The organism is Paucilactobacillus wasatchensis (assembly GCF_000876205.1).
GTDB classification, from domain to species: domain Bacteria; phylum Bacillota; class Bacilli; order Lactobacillales; family Lactobacillaceae; genus Paucilactobacillus; species Paucilactobacillus wasatchensis.
In genome coordinates this window covers 26,225-41,621 of sequence record NZ_AWTT01000012.1, presented here as the reverse complement: position 1 = coordinate 41,621, position 15,397 = coordinate 26,225, and the positions used below count along the sequence as shown (strand labels likewise).

Below are 15,397 nucleotides of genomic sequence, written 5' to 3'. Positions count from 1 at the left end.
ATTATTCCATAAATGGCGACGAGAACAAATGAATATTAATTCTCGTTATGATTTGCTGCAACGACTGGAACAACTGGAACAACTGCAACAACTGGAACAACTGGAACGACCGCAACAACTGGAACGACTGCAACAACTGGAATATTCCGCAAAGGACTATCGAGAACTAGTCATCGATACTGATGACGTTGTTTACTGCGATCCACCATACGCTGGTACTTCATATGATTATGATGGATTCGGCCATAAAGCATTTGAGAATTGGTATCTACATGAATGCCCAGCAAAAGAAATTTATATTAGCGAATACACAAAGCTACCTTATACCGAGGTGGCTTTTAATTTTGGCAAAAAACAAAGCTTTTCTTCAACAGGAAAGCGTAGAGATGAGCTGCTACTAAGAGTAGTCCATGAGGATGATGAAGATGCCTAGAGTACGCAGGTGTCGTCAGCCAGGATGCCATCAGATGGTGGAACTACCAGATCACTATTGCAGTGAACACTACGAGCATGAAGCAGAATACTTGGCAAGTCGTGAGAAGTGGTCACGCGGTAATCAACGTGATAAGCATAAGACACACATTTATAATACTGTCACACGTAATCGTAGTGAGGTTAAGCAGGAACAATATAGTTTCTATCGTACTAGACAGTGGTCCCATCTGCGCCAACAAGTGTTAGACCGAGATCATTACTTATGTTGTTACTGTCAAGCCATTGGAAAGCTCACACCAAACAGTAAGACGGTTGATCATATTGTACCAGTGGAAGTTCAGCCAGTAAGCAAAGCAGACATTGATAACCTTGCTGTGATCTGCCGCAAGTGTCATCACAAAAAGACTGAATGGGAGCGCCAATACTATGGCACAGGTGATGGCAATGTGCTTACTAATGCAAAACCCGTCAATGATATTACCCAAATAAGTATGTTAATGAATAGCTAATGCCATGAGAGCTAATATAAGCCGTTTTGAGCGTGTTTAAAAATTAATGGTCAATTGTACTAAAGACAAATAAAAATTAACCCCGCCCCCCTTATGAAAGACGAGAAGAGCACACGCACATCAATGTGCTCGCGAGGCGCAACCAATTTTAAAATTTTTTAGGTAGGGGGGGTATTCACTGTAAAAAACATGCGTAATTTTTATAGAAAGGAGGCAAAAGTATGCCCAAAAAGCCGTTTTATCAACAAAATGACGGTCATTTATCATATGATCCACCGAAACATTTAGAATCGCTTGCCAAGGAGTGTTGGCGTAAAGTTGTGCCTTTTTTAGAGGAAACGAAACGAGTTAAGCGGATCGATTCGATGTTAGTTGAATCCTATTGCACCCAATATCAAGAGTACCGCGATGCGTATAAAACGTTGATAGACGAGGGCGCACAGCGAAAAGTATACCGTTCTTTACAAAATAGCGAAGGAAAAATAATTGGTAAGGATTTTACCGGTTGGAAGCAAAATCCAGCAGTTGGTCGGCTAAAAGAAGCCACCAAAAACATGAGTACATTAGGGATCCAGCTCGGATTATCGCCAAAGTCGCGTGAAGAATTGTTTAAAACAGTCCAAAGCTCCGAAAGCAAGAAATCGGCCACAGATAAGATGAAAGATTTCTTTGGTGGTGATAAAATCGTTGATTTCGACCGGTTTAAAAACAGCTTATCTGATAAGTTGATATAAGCTGAAATAAGGTGCTATACTAGCATTAATCAAGACCGTGAGATGGGTTCCATCGGAACGTCAAGTAGTCGCTTGCTTGAGACACGGCAGATGCAGGTTGTGTTGTTGGCGCACCGTAAAACGTCCGTTAGCCTAGTTGAGGGCGGTATCTCAACTCACTGCATGAATTAAGCCTCAGTCCTTAATTGGATTGGGGCTTTTTTATTTGCTATTATGCTAAATACATGTTAAGCTTACGAAGTTCGATTGAAACAGATATTGAACAATTCAGTGACCGGAACATCATTGGGTCGCTATTTAAAGAATTAACAGTGATTAATCTAATAGCAAATTAACGGCCTTCATCTTAATTGATGAGGGCTTTTTATTGTTTACATTAATCTTAACTTTAGTTATACTGCGTGTGCCCGAGATAATTATTAGTCACAATTATCGTACTCTCCAGAAATGGGGAGTTTTTTATTACTCTCAAACGCATTCTGTGGTGATTTTAAATTAAAAGATGTACAAGTATACGCAAACAGGTCCCTCAGTTAATCGCTGGGAGGCCTGCTTTTTCGGCCTATTTGGATTTCTGCCGTTTAGTGAACGCTTTAAGATACATATCAAACATAATCTTTTGCTCTGATGACATTTTTTGTTCCGCTTCGTTTAACAATGCAGATATTAGGTCATCTTGAGTTTCATATCCTAGAGTATTTTGAATAGAATTAATCCTATTTACGTTTTCTTTTTGCAACCTAACCGTGCCATAAGTTTTGTTTTTTCTAGGTCTTCCCAGTTTACTTGGCTCTTTTTCTTTAGTAGTTTGTGTTGCCTTAGAAATATCAAACGTTTCCTTGGGTTTGGATATTTTTGTTTCTTCAATAGGCTTAGGAGTTTTACTTCTATCTTGCTTGTTGAATGTCATCTTAGCCATTAGTACCACCAGTTCTTTCAATTATCTCTTCGGTAAGCCTACCATATAATCCGTGAAGTTTTATATCATGAAAATCATTTTTTTCAGTAAAACCATTTTCCGATATTCCAAGTCTGTCGTACCGTTTTAGCCTCTCCATATGACGAACAATAATATTAAACAGCATATTAGATCCAAATACATCTTTGGCGTCTTTAATTATTTGGTTGTCTATTCCAGAGTTGTTTTTAAGAAGCACAGGTAAGACTCCCGCTATATCAAAATCGATTGACTCATGGTTATTATAAAATTCTTGAAGATATTCCCAAAAGGCTTCTGCACCATCTAACGACCTTTGCTGGGTTTGAAGGACAATAATAACGAAATCAGTATCATACAGAGCAGTGTCTGTAAAAATAGACAATGTAGGTGGAACATCAAAAATAATATATTCAAATTGATTTTCAACAGATTTCAGTAGTTCTCCAAAATATGCCATTCGTTTTTCTTTAAAGTTTTCGGCATTCGGCATAAACTTCATTTCCAAAAAGTCTGGGTAGTTCACAAAGTCTTTGTATGAAGGAAGCAAATACAAGTTATCCATTATATTAACAATTGAATCTCTTATATTTTCTTCCTGTATAGCTACCATCATCGTACGATTTATTTCTAATTCATCATTATGTTGTAGCCCATAGGTTCTTCTCAATAGCTGAGTTGAATTTGATTGAGGGTCTAAATCACAAACGAGAGTTTTATGCCCTTTTCTAGCTAATTCATATGCAGTCATAACAGAATTAGTAGTTTTTCCTACTCCGCCTTTAAAATTACCGAACAGTATTTTTTTTGCCACGATAATCACTCCTTACTACAAAAAAGAATACCATATTTTTAGGAAAAAAAGTAAAAATAAAAACATTACTATTTTACTATTTGTATATTTTACTACTAGACTATTTGCATACTAATAGTGCAAAAGATTGATAGGCTAGTCAGTTGATATTATTGACTTTCATTTTTGTATATTTTACTAGTAGTATATTCTACTATTTGTATATTAGACTACTGTACTATTTTACTATTTGAATATTATACTATTTGTATACAAAAATAAAAAAACACTTTCATAAGTTCTGAAAGTGGTATATAATTTCCCTTGTAAAAAAGAATATAAAAAAAGCCACCCCCGACTGGCATCGGGCGCAACTAAACAGTTTATACGAATTAACTGTATTGTAGCACGCGTGGCGAATTTTGACAATGTAGAAGCCAACCTGCATGGATAAAGTCCAAACTAAATAGACACGTTTGCCAGTGCGACCGCAATAACGACTGGCTATATCACATAAGCAACGACCTCGTGTTGTGGGTGATGAATGGTGATGACCACCAATAAGGGTCAGGGCGGTTTACTGGTGCTTACGAGCACGGTGGCTGTATTCAATGCTTGCAGGGCAGTAATTGTAAGGGAATACGGTTTGTCGAAGAGACAGCAGCTACGAGGTTAACTAGAATACGTGAGACGGCCGATCGGTCAAGTAGCAGTTAAGTTGTACTCTAGTGCGACGCTTATTTTTAAAATTTGCTCGTAACTAGGGTACAACTTTGCCATTCACCGCTCAACCAACCTCTCAATCAAGCATGGGGTGGACCACTAAGTCAACTAAATTGAATAAATAAATATGAAATTTCACTAACTTTTCTAAAATTAGAATCCTATTAAATCAAGGTTTCAGGGTGTTACTTGACCTATACCAATTTTACTTCACAAAGTTGTAAAATAAAAAGCCCACAACCACACGGATTGAGCACTTTACTTTATATAATGCCAATTATGTTAACTAGTCTTATTAGGGGATATAAACTAGTCAACATCTTAAGCAAGTTATTGCGTAATTCATGAAAATGTATGTTATTATGTATTCGGATATGAATCAAGTGTACCGAAATAGCAATGTGCCCGCTAACACATGTGCTATTTTTTTGTGCCTTGAATTGTCAAATTAAGTGCAATTTTTGATTATGATAGATCTCATATGGTGTTTTCCAGTTTAAACATTTTCGTGGCCTTTTATTCAGCCGATCAACGAATTCTAAAATGACGGTATCCGAAATTGGATCCATATCTTGATTTCTAGGCAGGTACTCGCGGATTAAGCCATTTGTATTTTCATTTGACCCACGTTGCCACGGAGCATGAGGATTTGGAAAGTAAAACTCAATACCAAATTCTTCAGTTAGTTGATGATGTTTAGCGAATTCCTTGCCACGGTCGGGCGTAATCGTACCTAAGTGTTCTGGTGGCAGATCTTTTAGTAGTCTTCGAATAGTAGTGGTCACACTGGCTGAGTTTTTCTTAGCTGCTTTGTGCATTATTAAGTATCTTGAACAACGGTCAACCATTGTGACCACACAAGATCTGCCAGTTTTACCAGCTACAGTATCCAGCTCCCAGTGGCCAATCTGAGTCCGCTTATTGGCAGACTCAGGTCGTTCTTGGAGTGTATGCGATATAGGAATCTTCCCGCGACGTTCCTCATAACCTTTTTTATGGCGCGATTTACCATGATGTCTAAGCTTTCTGATCACCCCTCTGGTACCTCGTGATGAAAGCTTCTGATCAAATAAACCGGAGTAGATGCCACGATAAATCGTGGTGTAGCTGATCTGAAATGATGAGGTCTCTAATTTTAAGCGTGCAGCAATTTCTTCTGGTGACCATTGTAGATCCAAGAATAAATGCCGGATTAATTGAAGCAATTGGTGATCAGAAAGTAGCGACCGGCGTCCACAATGAGATTTTTGAGTTTCGTAGCGCTCTTGAGCAACAGAAGGTGAATATGCCGATCTATTTCGCGATAACTCACGGCTAACTGTCGACGTTGCTCGACCAATTGTTTGGGCAATTGAAGTCAGTGAAGCCTGATTATTATGCATCAGGAATATCGTTTCGCGTTCACTCATGGTAAGATGTTTTTATTGGATGTAAGCTGATTCCTGAGACAACTTTTAAGAGAGGGTATAATGAATAAATCATCTCTCAAAAGGAAGGAATCAGCTTACATCCAGATGAGGAACTGAAACCTTTAATGACTAAAGCCTTGAGACGCTACTTTAACGCCCTGAGAAGCACATCAAGAATGTTGAGAACTACTTATACGGCACCATGCAAAACCTATTTGGCGTTTGGTGGAATAAACAAGCGGCTAGAGAATATTCGGCCAAACACCCCGAAGAAGAAAAATCGGCCGACAACGATAACAGTGGGTTGTACTACTAGTCCTAAAAGGCTACAAAATCTTTTCTAAGCGATTTTAAGACTTACTAACCTATTACTTAAGTTAGATTTAAATGGCTTAAACATAAGAATAGGGACTTTTAAATGAGTGTCAGAGCTAACCAGGCTAACCAGCTCAAAAGTTTAGCCTTTAGATCAACGCCAAGCTCAAGTGATTTGAGGCCAAGGCTTTATCTATTGATAAGGTACTCAAAAGGTAGTATAATGGTAGTAGTAAAATAAAGGAGATGAGACAATCATGGCAGTTAAGGAAAAGAAACGGGTCCAAGTCAAGATTGATAAAGATTTGGCCGATGATACCGAAGCAATTTTAAGCGAATTGGGTTTAAATCCAACCACGGCCATTAACATGTTTTACAAGCGGATTGTTGCTAATGGTGCTTTACCTTTTAATGCGTCTTTAAGCGAAGAAGAAAGAGCTAATTTACGCTTTTTAAAGGCGACCGAAGGGACACCAGTCACCGAGTTCAAAGACGCTAAAGAGGTCGCTGATTGGCTCAACGATCCAGATGAGGACTAATGACTTAGTCAGCCTATACGTTAGTTTTGTAGAAACTAACGGTGGCAAGTCTCGGCCAGTTTTAATTCGTCGGGTATCAGAACAGACGGTCGAGGCTTTTAAAATTACTAGTCAGTATGAAAAGAAGTCGGCTTATATCAAGCAACAATATTATCCGATTCAAGATTGGCAATCCGCTGGGTTGAAGAAACCTTCCTGGGTCGATCTTGGTAATATTTATCGCTTTCCCAAAGCCGGTTTAAACTTTAAAGAAATCGGTCATTTAAGTAAGCTAGATCAAAATAAAATTTTAGATTTTACGCTTGACCTAAAATCAAAAAGAAGAGGTAAGGGTCAAAATATAATTCAACAGCGATCAAGTAAAAGGAAGCACAAAGAAAGTAAAGCAGAGCTTACACAAAGAATTCAAAAACAGTTAAAAGACTTTGCTAAACACAATCCAGAAATTAAGCCAAAAAACAATCCTGAAAATAAAAACGATCGGCCTAGTTATTAGGTTGATCGTTTTTTAATTTATCCGGTTTATGGGCGTTAACATAGTCAGCAAATGTTTTTAAAAGTTCTTCGGTTTCTTCGACCGATAGGTTATCAGCTTGAAAGTATTTTTCGAGCAAAGCCCCTTTTTGAATTAATCGGCGAGAACGGGCTTTGCGGGCTTGCCGATTTTCATAGTATTTAGATTGTCGTAATTTAAAATCTTCCCGCTCAATTTTTTGTTTTAAACGCGCTTGCTGCTCGACTAGTTTTTCATATTGATTAGACATGGAATTTCCCCATCTCGTATGGCTAATGATCTACGGACTTTACCTTTAAAAATTCAGAAAATTGCTTGGCTAAAAGCTTAATCTGATCGTTAGACAAATTAGCATAATCTAAATTGGCTTGACTGATGATTTGTTTACCTAGCCGTTGTTCAATCTTATTTTTTTCGTCCTTAATTTTTTGATTAAGGGCTTTTAATTTAGCTTCTTGTTTTTCTAAGTTACTTTGAGCCATAACGATCCCTCCAATCATATTAGAAATAATCACCGAAACTATATCATATAAGAAACGTTAAGTCAAAGTATAAAATTTGAAATAGCGAAGCGGAAGTCATACACTAAGTTAAAGTTAAGAGAATCAGAAGGCCGAGTGAAACGAGGTCAATGCGCACTTACACGTCATCTTTGATGACGTTGTGCTAAAACCATTAAAACCTGTATTAGAAGTCGCCGATGGCGACAACAAAGTCAAACCCATAAACCCAAAGAAAGGTGGTGACCGACATGGCAATTTTTCACATGAGCTTTAGTAATATTAGTGCTGGTAAAGGACGAAGTGCGATTGCCAGTGCCGCTTATCGAAGTGGTGAAAAGCTATTTGATGATAAGGAAGGTCGCCACTATTTTTATGCCCGCTCGGTTATGCCAGAAAGCTTTATTTTAACCCCCAAAAATGCACCAGAATGGGCCAGTGATCGAGAGCAGTTGTGGAATGAAGTTGAAAAGAAAGATCGTAAATCAAACTCACGGTATGCAAAAGAGTTTAACGTGGCTTTACCGGTAGAATTAAGTGAATCCGAACAGAAAGAATTACTGACAAAATATGTGCAAGAAAATTTTGTTGATGAGGGCATGGTAGCCGACGTGGCAATTCATCGCGACCACCCAGATAATCCGCACGCTCATGTGATGTTAACCAATCGCCCATTTAACCCCGATGGTACTTGGGGACAGAAAACAAAAACCGAATACATTTTAGATAGTCATGGTAATAAAACTAAGACCCCTGCAGGGAATGTGAGAAACCGAAAAATTTGGTTGGTTGATTGGGATAAAAAAGAAAAAATCAATCAATGGCGGCACAATTGGGCGGTTAGTGTAAATCAAGTTTTAGAGCAAAAAAATATTCCCGATAGGATCAGCGAAAAATCATTTATCGAGGAGGGAATAGATGATACACCAACTCAACATGAGGGAATCAATAGTAAGCGGCATGAAAGAAAAGAATTTAACCAACAAGTTAAGAACTATCGTAAGTCCAAAGCTGGCTATAAAAACAACCAAGAAAAAGTAATTAATAGAGGTCATTTAGATAGCCTAAGTAAACACTTCTCGTTTAATGAAAAACGGGTAGTTAAAGAGTTAAGCCATGAACTGAAAACTTATATCAGTTTGGAGAACTTAGATGATAAACGGCGCATGCTATTTAATTGGAAAAACAGCACCTTAATTAAACATGCGGTTGGTGAAGATGTGACTAAACAATTATTGACAATTAACCAACAAGAAATCTCACTCAAAAAAGCAGATGAACTCTTAAATAAAGTAGTTGATCGCACTATGAAAAAACTTTATCCAGAGCTTAATTTTGAACAGACCACGCAAGCTGAAAGACGAGAATTAATTAAGGAAACCGATAGCGAACAAACAGTTTTCAAGGGTAGTGAATTAAACGAACGTTTAATGAACATTCGTGATGATTTGTTGACCCAACAATTATTGACCTTTACTAAGCGGCCATACGTTGGGTTTAAGTTATTAATGCAACAAGAAAAGGAAGTCAAAATCGAGCTTAAATATACGCTGATGATTCATGATGATAGCTTAGAAAGTCTAGAACACGTTGATCAAGGTCTACTAGAAAAGTATTCACCAACCGAGCAGCAAAAGATTACTCGCGCAGTCAAAGATTTGCGAACAATCATGGCTGTTAAGCAAGTCATTAAAACGCAATACCATGAAGTATTGAAAAGGGCCTTTCCCAAAGGCGATTTAGATGAATTACCAATGACTAAACAGGAACAAGCCTATTCTAGATATATACCTATGGCAATTGATAGCAGCACTTTTCACCCCGTTCTTCTTCTCGTCTCCATTCCCCACGGTGGCTCTGAATCACCACTCACCGCTTGTATCTCAGTTAAAGTACCAACTGTTGGCTCATAAACATTTTTGCTTACAGTTGGCATTAGTGTCGTTAAATACCCTGTCCACGCTTGACTTTGAGCCTGACGGCTCACCATAGCCGACTTAAATAACATGGTCACCGTCGTCAATAAAGTTGGCTGGTTACCACGCTGCACCCGCTTCAATTGCGAAGTTGCTTGTAGTTGCTTCATAACCCGATTCAAACTCGCCGGAGAAATCCCTAATTCAGCTTGAATTTGACGCGTTGACATGGCAACCGAAGCGGCAGAACCACCCATTCGATTAATCAATGCAAGCACATCGTTACGCCATTCGTGGGCATGACTGTATTGTCGTTCGGCACGCGGCTTAGCAAATTTATGCCAGCCAATCCCAGCAACAACTTTACCTGAAAAATTAGGCACCCATTGATCCAATAGTCCTTGAACATAACTCAGTGCTGCCCCCCGATAGTTACCTGAATAGGCGTCTCTCACGCACTGTACAACTTCGCGATCAGCCAACGGATCATGTAGATTTGAATTGAAGACGTCAAGCACGTCTCTCGCACGTTGTTGCGAGATTTTTGACTGATACATCGCTAAAGCTAACGTCAAAACCGTGTTGTGACGGGCTAAACCTTGACCTGATTTGACTGTTGTCACTTTCAATAAGGCTTTAAACCAAGCTTGGTCAACCTGCCGACCTTCATCTGGGGCTAGAGAAATCACCTGTCGTTTATCCGGCTTCGTAACCGGAACTTGGGCAGCATAATATTGTGACCACTTCATCAGAGCGCTCACCTGGACCAACATATGTGCATCAAAAAAGACTAGATTGTCTTGCCGGGGAATTCGAAAAATTCCAAAGTTATTGCAGCCAACATCGACCCTGGCCACCCGTTTCTGAATCCACTGACGCACAAAACTCGACATTTTTTGCGCCGCTTTTAATACGGGAAACTGTCCCCGCTTTTTTCGTAGAAACATAGGGTGATCAAAAACGTAGTACACGTGATAACCCTTGGCTGTTCGCAAGATCATCGTAGGAATGAATAAGTCGGCAACAGTGACCGCACCCAAGACTTCCTGCTCTCGGGCATCTCGCTCTCGGGCATCTCGTTCTTGCGCATCAGCAAAATCAATGTCAACGACCAGGGTATTAATTTGCGCGAGGTTATCTTCCCGGTGTCCACGAACGTTCGCTCGATTTTGCGTATATCCAAGCCAGTTGAACGTATTGGGTGTCCAGTGAGTCATATGATCAGCAATAGCGCTAAGTGCTTCAAATGAGGTGACCACAACACCATGTGCTTTTTGCATCGAATCCTTACTGCTGAAGAGCGCAATGGCCCCCTTCTTTGTCGGGGTTTCCATCACTTGTCCGGCAATAGTAGAACCACTATTTTTAACTTTATATGTATGTAATGAATCGTGTAATATCAGCCTTTGTGCAGCCTGAACCGTCTTTAAATCGTACATGGTGAGCTCACCTCCTTTCAAAATAAACACCTAAGTTAGCTTAATAGAAATGACATAGAAACCGAAAAAGCGCAGACAAAAAAGCAACTCAGCGTTTAGCTAAGTTGCTTAAGGTGGAAGTAGTCCGACTACCCCCGAATAAACTTTTAAATTTTTTAAAATTACTGCCTACGGATCTAATTAAATAGATCCAGTGAATTTTCGTAGAAGTCGCTCACCACACGTGTCCCCTTATTTTTTACCCGGCAGCTTGTCCCCTACCGTTTTGAAATAACACCATTCTCGACATCTTACCATTTTGCTGGTATAATCTTCTTAGTTGAAAAAGATGTTGTCGAGTGCTGACCAATTCCCGTTGGTTGGCGCTTTTCTTATTTATAAGAGAAGTGTACCTCATTATTGCTTCAAGATAAAGGGTTTTCTTTTCTTACGTTTATAAATTCATACATTTATGAATAAAATAATGTATGAATTTATGTATGTATGATTAAATAGATTGCCTTTGTAAAGCAGTTACTGTCAATGACAATAGGAATCTTGACACAAACGAAAAACCAAGTTATACTTGTCTTGTTATAAATTCATACATTTATGAAAGCGTGGTGCTTATAAATTGACAAAAATAAATTTAAAAAGGCCTCTCACAATTACAGTTGCAAATCAAAAGGGAGGCGCCGGCAAGAGCACAATCACTCGTTACTTAGCCTACAGTCTATCTCTCCACGGTTATCATGTACTAGTTGTAGATGAAGATCCACAGTCCAATACCACAAAATCATTTGTAGTAACAAAAGAACATAACGAACCAGATTCAGTTTTTGTCTTAGACAAAACAATGATGGCTGGAATTCGAGACCATGATCTAACCAATTTGGTCGTCAACATACTCCCAAATTTAGATCTTATTCCGGCCCATTACGATTTAAAGAATCTGACAAATTACCTTAGCAAGCAGTATGGTGTCGCCGAAGAAGGGGACGCCAATTACCACGAAGTTAAATCGAAAAAGCTCTTCTTTTTAAGAAAATTACTTGAACCCCTAAAAAGTCGTGGAACCTATGACTTCATTTTTATTGACACACCACCAACCTCTTCCGATTATACTGACTCTGCTGTAGGAGCGAGCGATTACGTCCTTGTCGCTTTTCAAACCCAATCAGACTCTCTGGACGGGGCCCACAACTTCATATTCAATCCAGATGAGTTGCCAGAGAAGGTAAATGAGTTCGGCGTGCCAACTGACGTACTCGGTATTCTACCGAATCAAATGCAACGATCCGGAAGTATTGACGAAACTGTAATGCAAGACGCCGTTAATTTCTTTGGAAAAGAGAATATGTTTCAGACAATTGTTCCCTATAAACGTCGACTACAATCTGCACCACGAAACGGGCTACGAAATGATAGCTATTGGGACAAGGATATTTTTACTTCCTTCCTAGACGATCTGACGAATGAATTCATTGAACGCGTGAACTTAATGGAGAGTGACAAATAATGACCGAACAAAAAAGACCTGGCTTCTTCACAAAAGAAAGTTCTGATAAAACTACATCTAAGAATGGATCGGGATTACTCGATACATCATACAAACCCGATCCGCAACCAAAGACCCTTTACCGACCTGAACCAACTACCAAAGTTACTAATAGCTCTAGGTCCACTCAAGGATTCGGTAATAAGAGTGAAAGAAAATCTTTGGTTCTGCCGGCTGAGCAATATTATCAGTTTATGGCACTACTTGATCAATCGGCCTTTAGCTACACCTATGAGCTACTTGGAGATCAAATGCAGCCACAAATTGATAAGATGAGTCAGGTCGAAAGACAGATGTTTGATATGAAGGTAGCCCAACTACGAGAGAAAGATGAAAAGAAGAAAAGGACTCGAAAAAAATCATAAATTTATATATGTATGAATTTATGATTTTATAATTGAATCAGATATTACTACTCATTATCTTCACTATACTTCCTGACTATGTGCGTTATAGTCTTTATATCCTGATCCTGTATTGTAACATTCATATTTGTATACTTTCATAAATTCATACTTACATACAAATATGGATTTAAAAAAATAATCTTAAAAAACTTTGTCTCTCCGATCCTCACATCTTAAACATCAATAACACTTACTAGAACAATAGCATCATTGATAGCTACATGGCTATCAATGATGCTATTGTTTTTAAACACATCTTAGTTATTCGAAGATTAGATTGCAACTTATTGGACAGAGAGGATAGAGAGGATCACCACAAAAAGCGAACGTGTGCTCAGAATACACCTATTTAACGTCTAATTTATCGCTTCAGGCCTCGATCATGCCTTAACGGACTAAAGGGGGACTTTACCTGTTTCGATTCAATTTTAGGATTGGTGCTCTCTTTACTTTTTTTATTTTCAACATTTCTAAATTGCGGCTTAACTCGTGCCACTCGTGTTTTGCCCTGACTCTTATCACTAATGATCGGCCGATGTAGCTCCCTTTCACGATCACTTGGAAGTAAATCAACCATTTTATCCAGGTACTTTGCCTCATCAGTTGGATTTTTGGCATCGTAGTAACGCATCAATGAAATTGTAAACTCACCACGATCCAGGTCATTGAAAGGAAGTACTAAGTAGTTTTCCTTCTCAAATGTTCCATACGCAGCATTGGCAGCAATCAGTGCCGTCCGCTTATTACCGTCCTGAAACGGTTGTAGCTTAGATAAATCGGCAAAAACTTTCCAAGCATCTTTTTCTTTTTTAGGAGACTTCTTGTAATTATCCACAATTTTTTGTAAATCATCACGCCGAACAATCTCTGGTGGAAAGTAGGTCTCTTTTGCACTTTGATCAATTGTAATTCCAATGCGATCGTCTTCATTATAGTAGGCATTGCGTAAATGTCCCGGCCAGTTAGGCTGCTCATCGGAAGGTGAATCAAATGCTGAGTTGATCGCAATAATACCATCAACGCTGAATCCTTTTTCTTTAACGGCCGCGATTCCCTTCAATGTGTCTTCAAAAATGGCCACATCTTCGCCATGTTGATTAAGTGGTTGGCTTGATCTAAGGTCCAAAGCTTTTTTCGTTTGGGCAAGAGTACTCCCATACCCGTTCAAACTTCCAAGTGACGTAATGAATCGTGCTAAAGCCGTGTTATCCATTATACCGATCTCCTCCTTAGTTCGTATATTAGCCGCAATTAAAAATTTGCAAACTTTTAATGTTCAATATTCAGTTGAAATCAACAAAGCCTGGTTAACATTTTATTCGGGAATTTCTTCATTCAACCGATTCTTGATATTAATGACAGTCTGAACCGATACACCAGTTTCGGCCGCAATCGCACGATAGCTGATTTTAGCCCCGGTTGCTTTGTTTCTTAATTGATCAATGATACGATGGTAGATAAACCGTTTTTGTGGGTTAGGTGCGTCTGCGGCGTAAGCGGGCCGAGTCCCTCGATATTTCCCATTGGCTTTGGCAATCTCGATTCCTTGTCTTTGACGCTCGCGAATTTTCTTTCGCTCCGTCTGGGCCATATAAGCTAGCAGCTTAGTTAGCATATCGAACATAAATTTGTCCATATCTGAATCGCCAGTTTGCATTGAAAGAAATGGGGCGTCTAAGACTTCCATTTTAACTTGTTTATCTCTAATCTGTTTGATTATATCACTGGCATCGTCATAGTTTCGACTCAGCCGATCCAATGAAGCCACCACTAATGTATCTCCTTGCCGCACATAAGCAATCGCCGCCTGTAATTCTGGTCGGTTCTGGGTCGATTTGCCCGATTGTTTTTCTTCAAAGATTTTCTCACATCTGGCTACTTTCAAGGCTTTAATTTGGCGGGCCAAATTTTGATCAGTTGAGCTAACTCGTGCATAACCAACTTTCATCAATAACTCTCCTTTCAGAAGATCAGTCTCCCCCACCCTACTGCATTCTTTTTAGACACTCTAATTAGACAGTTTGACAAAAACAAAGAACTGCTTGTTATCCCAAGCAGAATTTAAGTTTTTATCCATAAACTGATTATACCTCTTTTTGTCTAATTAGGGTACACTCTAGCAGAACATCACTGGATCATTTTATCACCAACACAAAAGACATCAGCAAATTTGTTAAACACAATTACCAGTATCTTAAACTATTGAATAGTACGCCATAATAGCTTTAGTTCATGATAGGAACACCCTGAAAAATCGAAACCACCTGACCTGCCATCTGTAATCGTATATTCAGGCTTTCTTGCTAATTCATTTAATTTTATAGCTGAAAAGCTAAGGGAATTGGCTTTCTTCGTTATTTTTTTCTTCAGCCGCATTCTAGGTAACCCAAATAATAAATCTGGTACGGAAAAAGAAATTAACTCAATTAAGGCTCCCAAAACCAATTCAATAATATTCATACATACTCCCTAAACAATCGTAATTTTATCAATCGAAAAATAATCTAATATTCATTTACATCATACGTAAGCATAAACCACACCAAGAACCACTAACATAAGGAACAAGATCAATATTGAGTACCCAATAGGTTATACTAGACAAGAGAGCAACTCCTAAAAAGTGAGTTTGTGGTAAACACCATTTAAGGGAAGCTGATCTTTTTTGTCCGAACAGCGTTCGGATTAAT

General features: G+C 38.8%; 16 protein-coding genes and 2 pseudogenes. 9 read left to right on the top strand and 9 right to left on the bottom strand.

Translation table 11 applies throughout. The features are described from left to right. From WDC_RS03430 to WDC_RS03420, 3 genes are all read left to right on the top strand, one after another. On the top strand, positions 1-433 hold a 433-nt coding region (locus WDC_RS03430; protein WP_044010404.1), incomplete at its 5' end, for a DNA adenine methylase. A 34-nt stretch (positions 434-467) separates the two neighbouring features. Beyond that, positions 468-944, top strand: a complete 477-nt coding sequence (locus WDC_RS03425) for an HNH endonuclease (protein WP_191978638.1) — start codon at positions 468-470, stop codon at positions 942-944. 221 nt (positions 945-1,165) lie between these two features. Further along, the gene (locus WDC_RS03420) at positions 1,166-1,678 is read left to right on the top strand and encodes a phage terminase small subunit P27 family (protein ID WP_044010395.1); all 513 of its coding nucleotides are present in this window, start codon (positions 1,166-1,168) and stop codon (positions 1,676-1,678) included. Positions 1,679-2,240: 562 nt separating this feature from the next. On the opposite strand, the gene WDC_RS03415 is transcribed toward WDC_RS03420, so the two are convergent. From WDC_RS03415 to WDC_RS03405, 3 genes are all read right to left on the bottom strand, one after another. Beyond that, positions 2,241-2,597 (bottom strand): hypothetical protein, encoded by a 357-nt coding sequence (locus WDC_RS03415; RefSeq protein ID WP_044010394.1) that lies wholly within the window; start codon positions 2,595-2,597, stop codon positions 2,241-2,243. Further along, positions 2,590-3,429, bottom strand: a complete 840-nt coding sequence (locus WDC_RS03410) for a ParA family protein (RefSeq protein ID WP_044010393.1) — start codon at positions 3,427-3,429, stop codon at positions 2,590-2,592. Before WDC_RS03410 ends, WDC_RS03415 begins: the two co-directional genes overlap by 8 nt. Positions 3,430-4,574: 1,145 nt before the next feature. Beyond that, positions 4,575-5,540 (bottom strand): IS30 family transposase, encoded by a 966-nt coding sequence (locus WDC_RS03405; protein WP_044010392.1) that lies wholly within the window; start codon positions 5,538-5,540, stop codon positions 4,575-4,577. A gap of 104 nt (positions 5,541-5,644) precedes the next feature. Here WDC_RS03405 and WDC_RS09485 point away from each other — a divergent pair. The 3 genes and pseudogenes from WDC_RS09485 to WDC_RS09720 all read left to right on the top strand — a co-directional run. Continuing rightward, a pseudogene (locus tag WDC_RS09485) lies at positions 5,645-5,856 on the top strand (replication initiator protein A); the annotation flags it as partial. Positions 5,857-6,112: 256 nt separating this feature from the next. Continuing rightward, positions 6,113-6,394 carry a type II toxin-antitoxin system RelB/DinJ family antitoxin gene (locus tag WDC_RS03400; RefSeq protein WP_014564139.1) on the top strand — a complete coding sequence of 94 codons (282 nt, stop codon included), beginning with the start codon at positions 6,113-6,115 and terminating at the stop codon, positions 6,392-6,394. Continuing rightward, positions 6,384-6,890: an mRNA interferase PemK gene (locus WDC_RS09720; protein ID WP_044010391.1), complete on the top strand. Its 507-nt coding sequence runs from the start codon at positions 6,384-6,386 to the stop codon at positions 6,888-6,890. The genes WDC_RS03400 and WDC_RS09720 overlap by 11 nt, the downstream gene beginning before the upstream one ends. Here the strand turns inward: WDC_RS09720 and WDC_RS03390 are convergent. Continuing rightward, on the bottom strand, positions 6,880-7,158 hold the full coding sequence (locus WDC_RS03390; protein WP_044010390.1) for a hypothetical protein: 279 nt from the start codon (positions 7,156-7,158) through the stop codon (positions 6,880-6,882). The genes WDC_RS09720 and WDC_RS03390 overlap by 11 nt on opposite strands. Positions 7,159-7,180: 22 nt before the next feature. Next, positions 7,181-7,408, bottom strand: coding sequence for a hypothetical protein (locus tag WDC_RS03385; RefSeq protein WP_068377375.1), 228 nt, complete (start codon positions 7,406-7,408; stop codon positions 7,181-7,183). Positions 7,409-7,659: 251 nt separating this feature from the next. Between WDC_RS03385 and mobQ the strand changes: the two are divergent. Continuing rightward, positions 7,660-9,189: pseudogene (mobQ, locus tag WDC_RS03380) on the top strand (MobQ family relaxase); the annotation flags it as partial. A gap of 35 nt (positions 9,190-9,224) precedes the next feature. Here the strand turns inward: mobQ and WDC_RS03375 are convergent. Next, complete coding sequence (locus WDC_RS03375; RefSeq protein WP_052497781.1) at positions 9,225-10,763, bottom strand: primase C-terminal domain-containing protein; 1,539 nt, start codon at positions 10,761-10,763, stop codon at positions 9,225-9,227. A gap of 613 nt (positions 10,764-11,376) precedes the next feature. Between WDC_RS03375 and WDC_RS03370 the strand changes: the two genes are divergently transcribed. Together WDC_RS03370 and WDC_RS03365 are read left to right on the top strand one after the other, a co-directional pair. Continuing rightward, a complete protein-coding gene (locus WDC_RS03370; RefSeq protein WP_082040906.1) occupies positions 11,377-12,261 on the top strand; it encodes a ParA family protein in 885 nt (294 codons plus the stop codon). Then, the gene (locus WDC_RS03365) at positions 12,261-12,665 is read left to right on the top strand and encodes a hypothetical protein (RefSeq protein WP_044010388.1); all 405 of its coding nucleotides are present in this window, start codon (positions 12,261-12,263) and stop codon (positions 12,663-12,665) included. Before WDC_RS03370 ends, WDC_RS03365 begins: the two co-directional genes overlap by 1 nt. Positions 12,666-13,068: 403 nt before the next feature. Here the strand turns inward: WDC_RS03365 and WDC_RS03360 are convergent, their stop codons facing one another. The 3 genes from WDC_RS03360 to WDC_RS03350 all read right to left on the bottom strand — a co-directional run bounded on the left by WDC_RS03360 (position 13,069) and on the right by WDC_RS03350 (position 15,167). Further along, complete coding sequence (locus WDC_RS03360) at positions 13,069-13,920, bottom strand: Fic family protein (RefSeq protein ID WP_225349611.1); 852 nt, start codon at positions 13,918-13,920, stop codon at positions 13,069-13,071. Positions 13,921-14,022: 102 nt separating this feature from the next. Further along, the gene (locus tag WDC_RS03355) at positions 14,023-14,655 is read right to left on the bottom strand and encodes a recombinase family protein (protein WP_044010387.1); all 633 of its coding nucleotides are present in this window, start codon (positions 14,653-14,655) and stop codon (positions 14,023-14,025) included. 251 nt (positions 14,656-14,906) lie between these two features. Further along, on the bottom strand, positions 14,907-15,167 hold the full coding sequence (locus tag WDC_RS03350; RefSeq protein WP_044010386.1) for a hypothetical protein: 261 nt from the start codon (positions 15,165-15,167) through the stop codon (positions 14,907-14,909). Positions 15,168-15,397 lie beyond the last annotated feature (230 nt).

Excerpts from the sequence above, each read along its gene's own strand:
- WDC_RS03425 (WP_191978638.1), top strand. The coding sequence starts at position 468 with ATGGTGGAACTACCAGATCACTATTGCAGTGAACACTACGAGCATGAA.
- WDC_RS03420 (WP_044010395.1), top strand. The coding sequence starts at position 1,166 with ATGCCCAAAAAGCCGTTTTATCAACAAAATGACGGTCATTTATCATAT.
- WDC_RS03415 (WP_044010394.1), bottom strand. The coding sequence starts at position 2,597 with ATGGCTAAGATGACATTCAACAAGCAAGATAGAAGTAAAACTCCTAAG.
- WDC_RS03405 (WP_044010392.1), bottom strand. The coding sequence starts at position 5,540 with ATGAGTGAACGCGAAACGATATTCCTGATGCATAATAATCAGGCTTCA.
- WDC_RS03400 (WP_014564139.1), top strand. The coding sequence starts at position 6,113 with ATGGCAGTTAAGGAAAAGAAACGGGTCCAAGTCAAGATTGATAAAGAT.
- WDC_RS09720 (WP_044010391.1), top strand. The coding sequence starts at position 6,384 with ATGAGGACTAATGACTTAGTCAGCCTATACGTTAGTTTTGTAGAAACT.
- WDC_RS03390 (WP_044010390.1), bottom strand. The coding sequence starts at position 7,158 with ATGTCTAATCAATATGAAAAACTAGTCGAGCAGCAAGCGCGTTTAAAA.
- WDC_RS03385 (WP_068377375.1), bottom strand. The coding sequence starts at position 7,408 with ATGATTGGAGGGATCGTTATGGCTCAAAGTAACTTAGAAAAACAAGAA.
- WDC_RS03375 (WP_052497781.1), bottom strand. The coding sequence starts at position 10,763 with ATGTACGATTTAAAGACGGTTCAGGCTGCACAAAGGCTGATATTACAC.
- WDC_RS03365 (WP_044010388.1), top strand. The coding sequence starts at position 12,261 with ATGACCGAACAAAAAAGACCTGGCTTCTTCACAAAAGAAAGTTCTGAT.
- WDC_RS03360 (WP_225349611.1), bottom strand. The coding sequence starts at position 13,920 with ATGGATAACACGGCTTTAGCACGATTCATTACGTCACTTGGAAGTTTG.
- WDC_RS03355 (WP_044010387.1), bottom strand. The coding sequence starts at position 14,655 with ATGAAAGTTGGTTATGCACGAGTTAGCTCAACTGATCAAAATTTGGCC.
- WDC_RS03350 (WP_044010386.1), bottom strand. The coding sequence starts at position 15,167 with ATGAATATTATTGAATTGGTTTTGGGAGCCTTAATTGAGTTAATTTCT.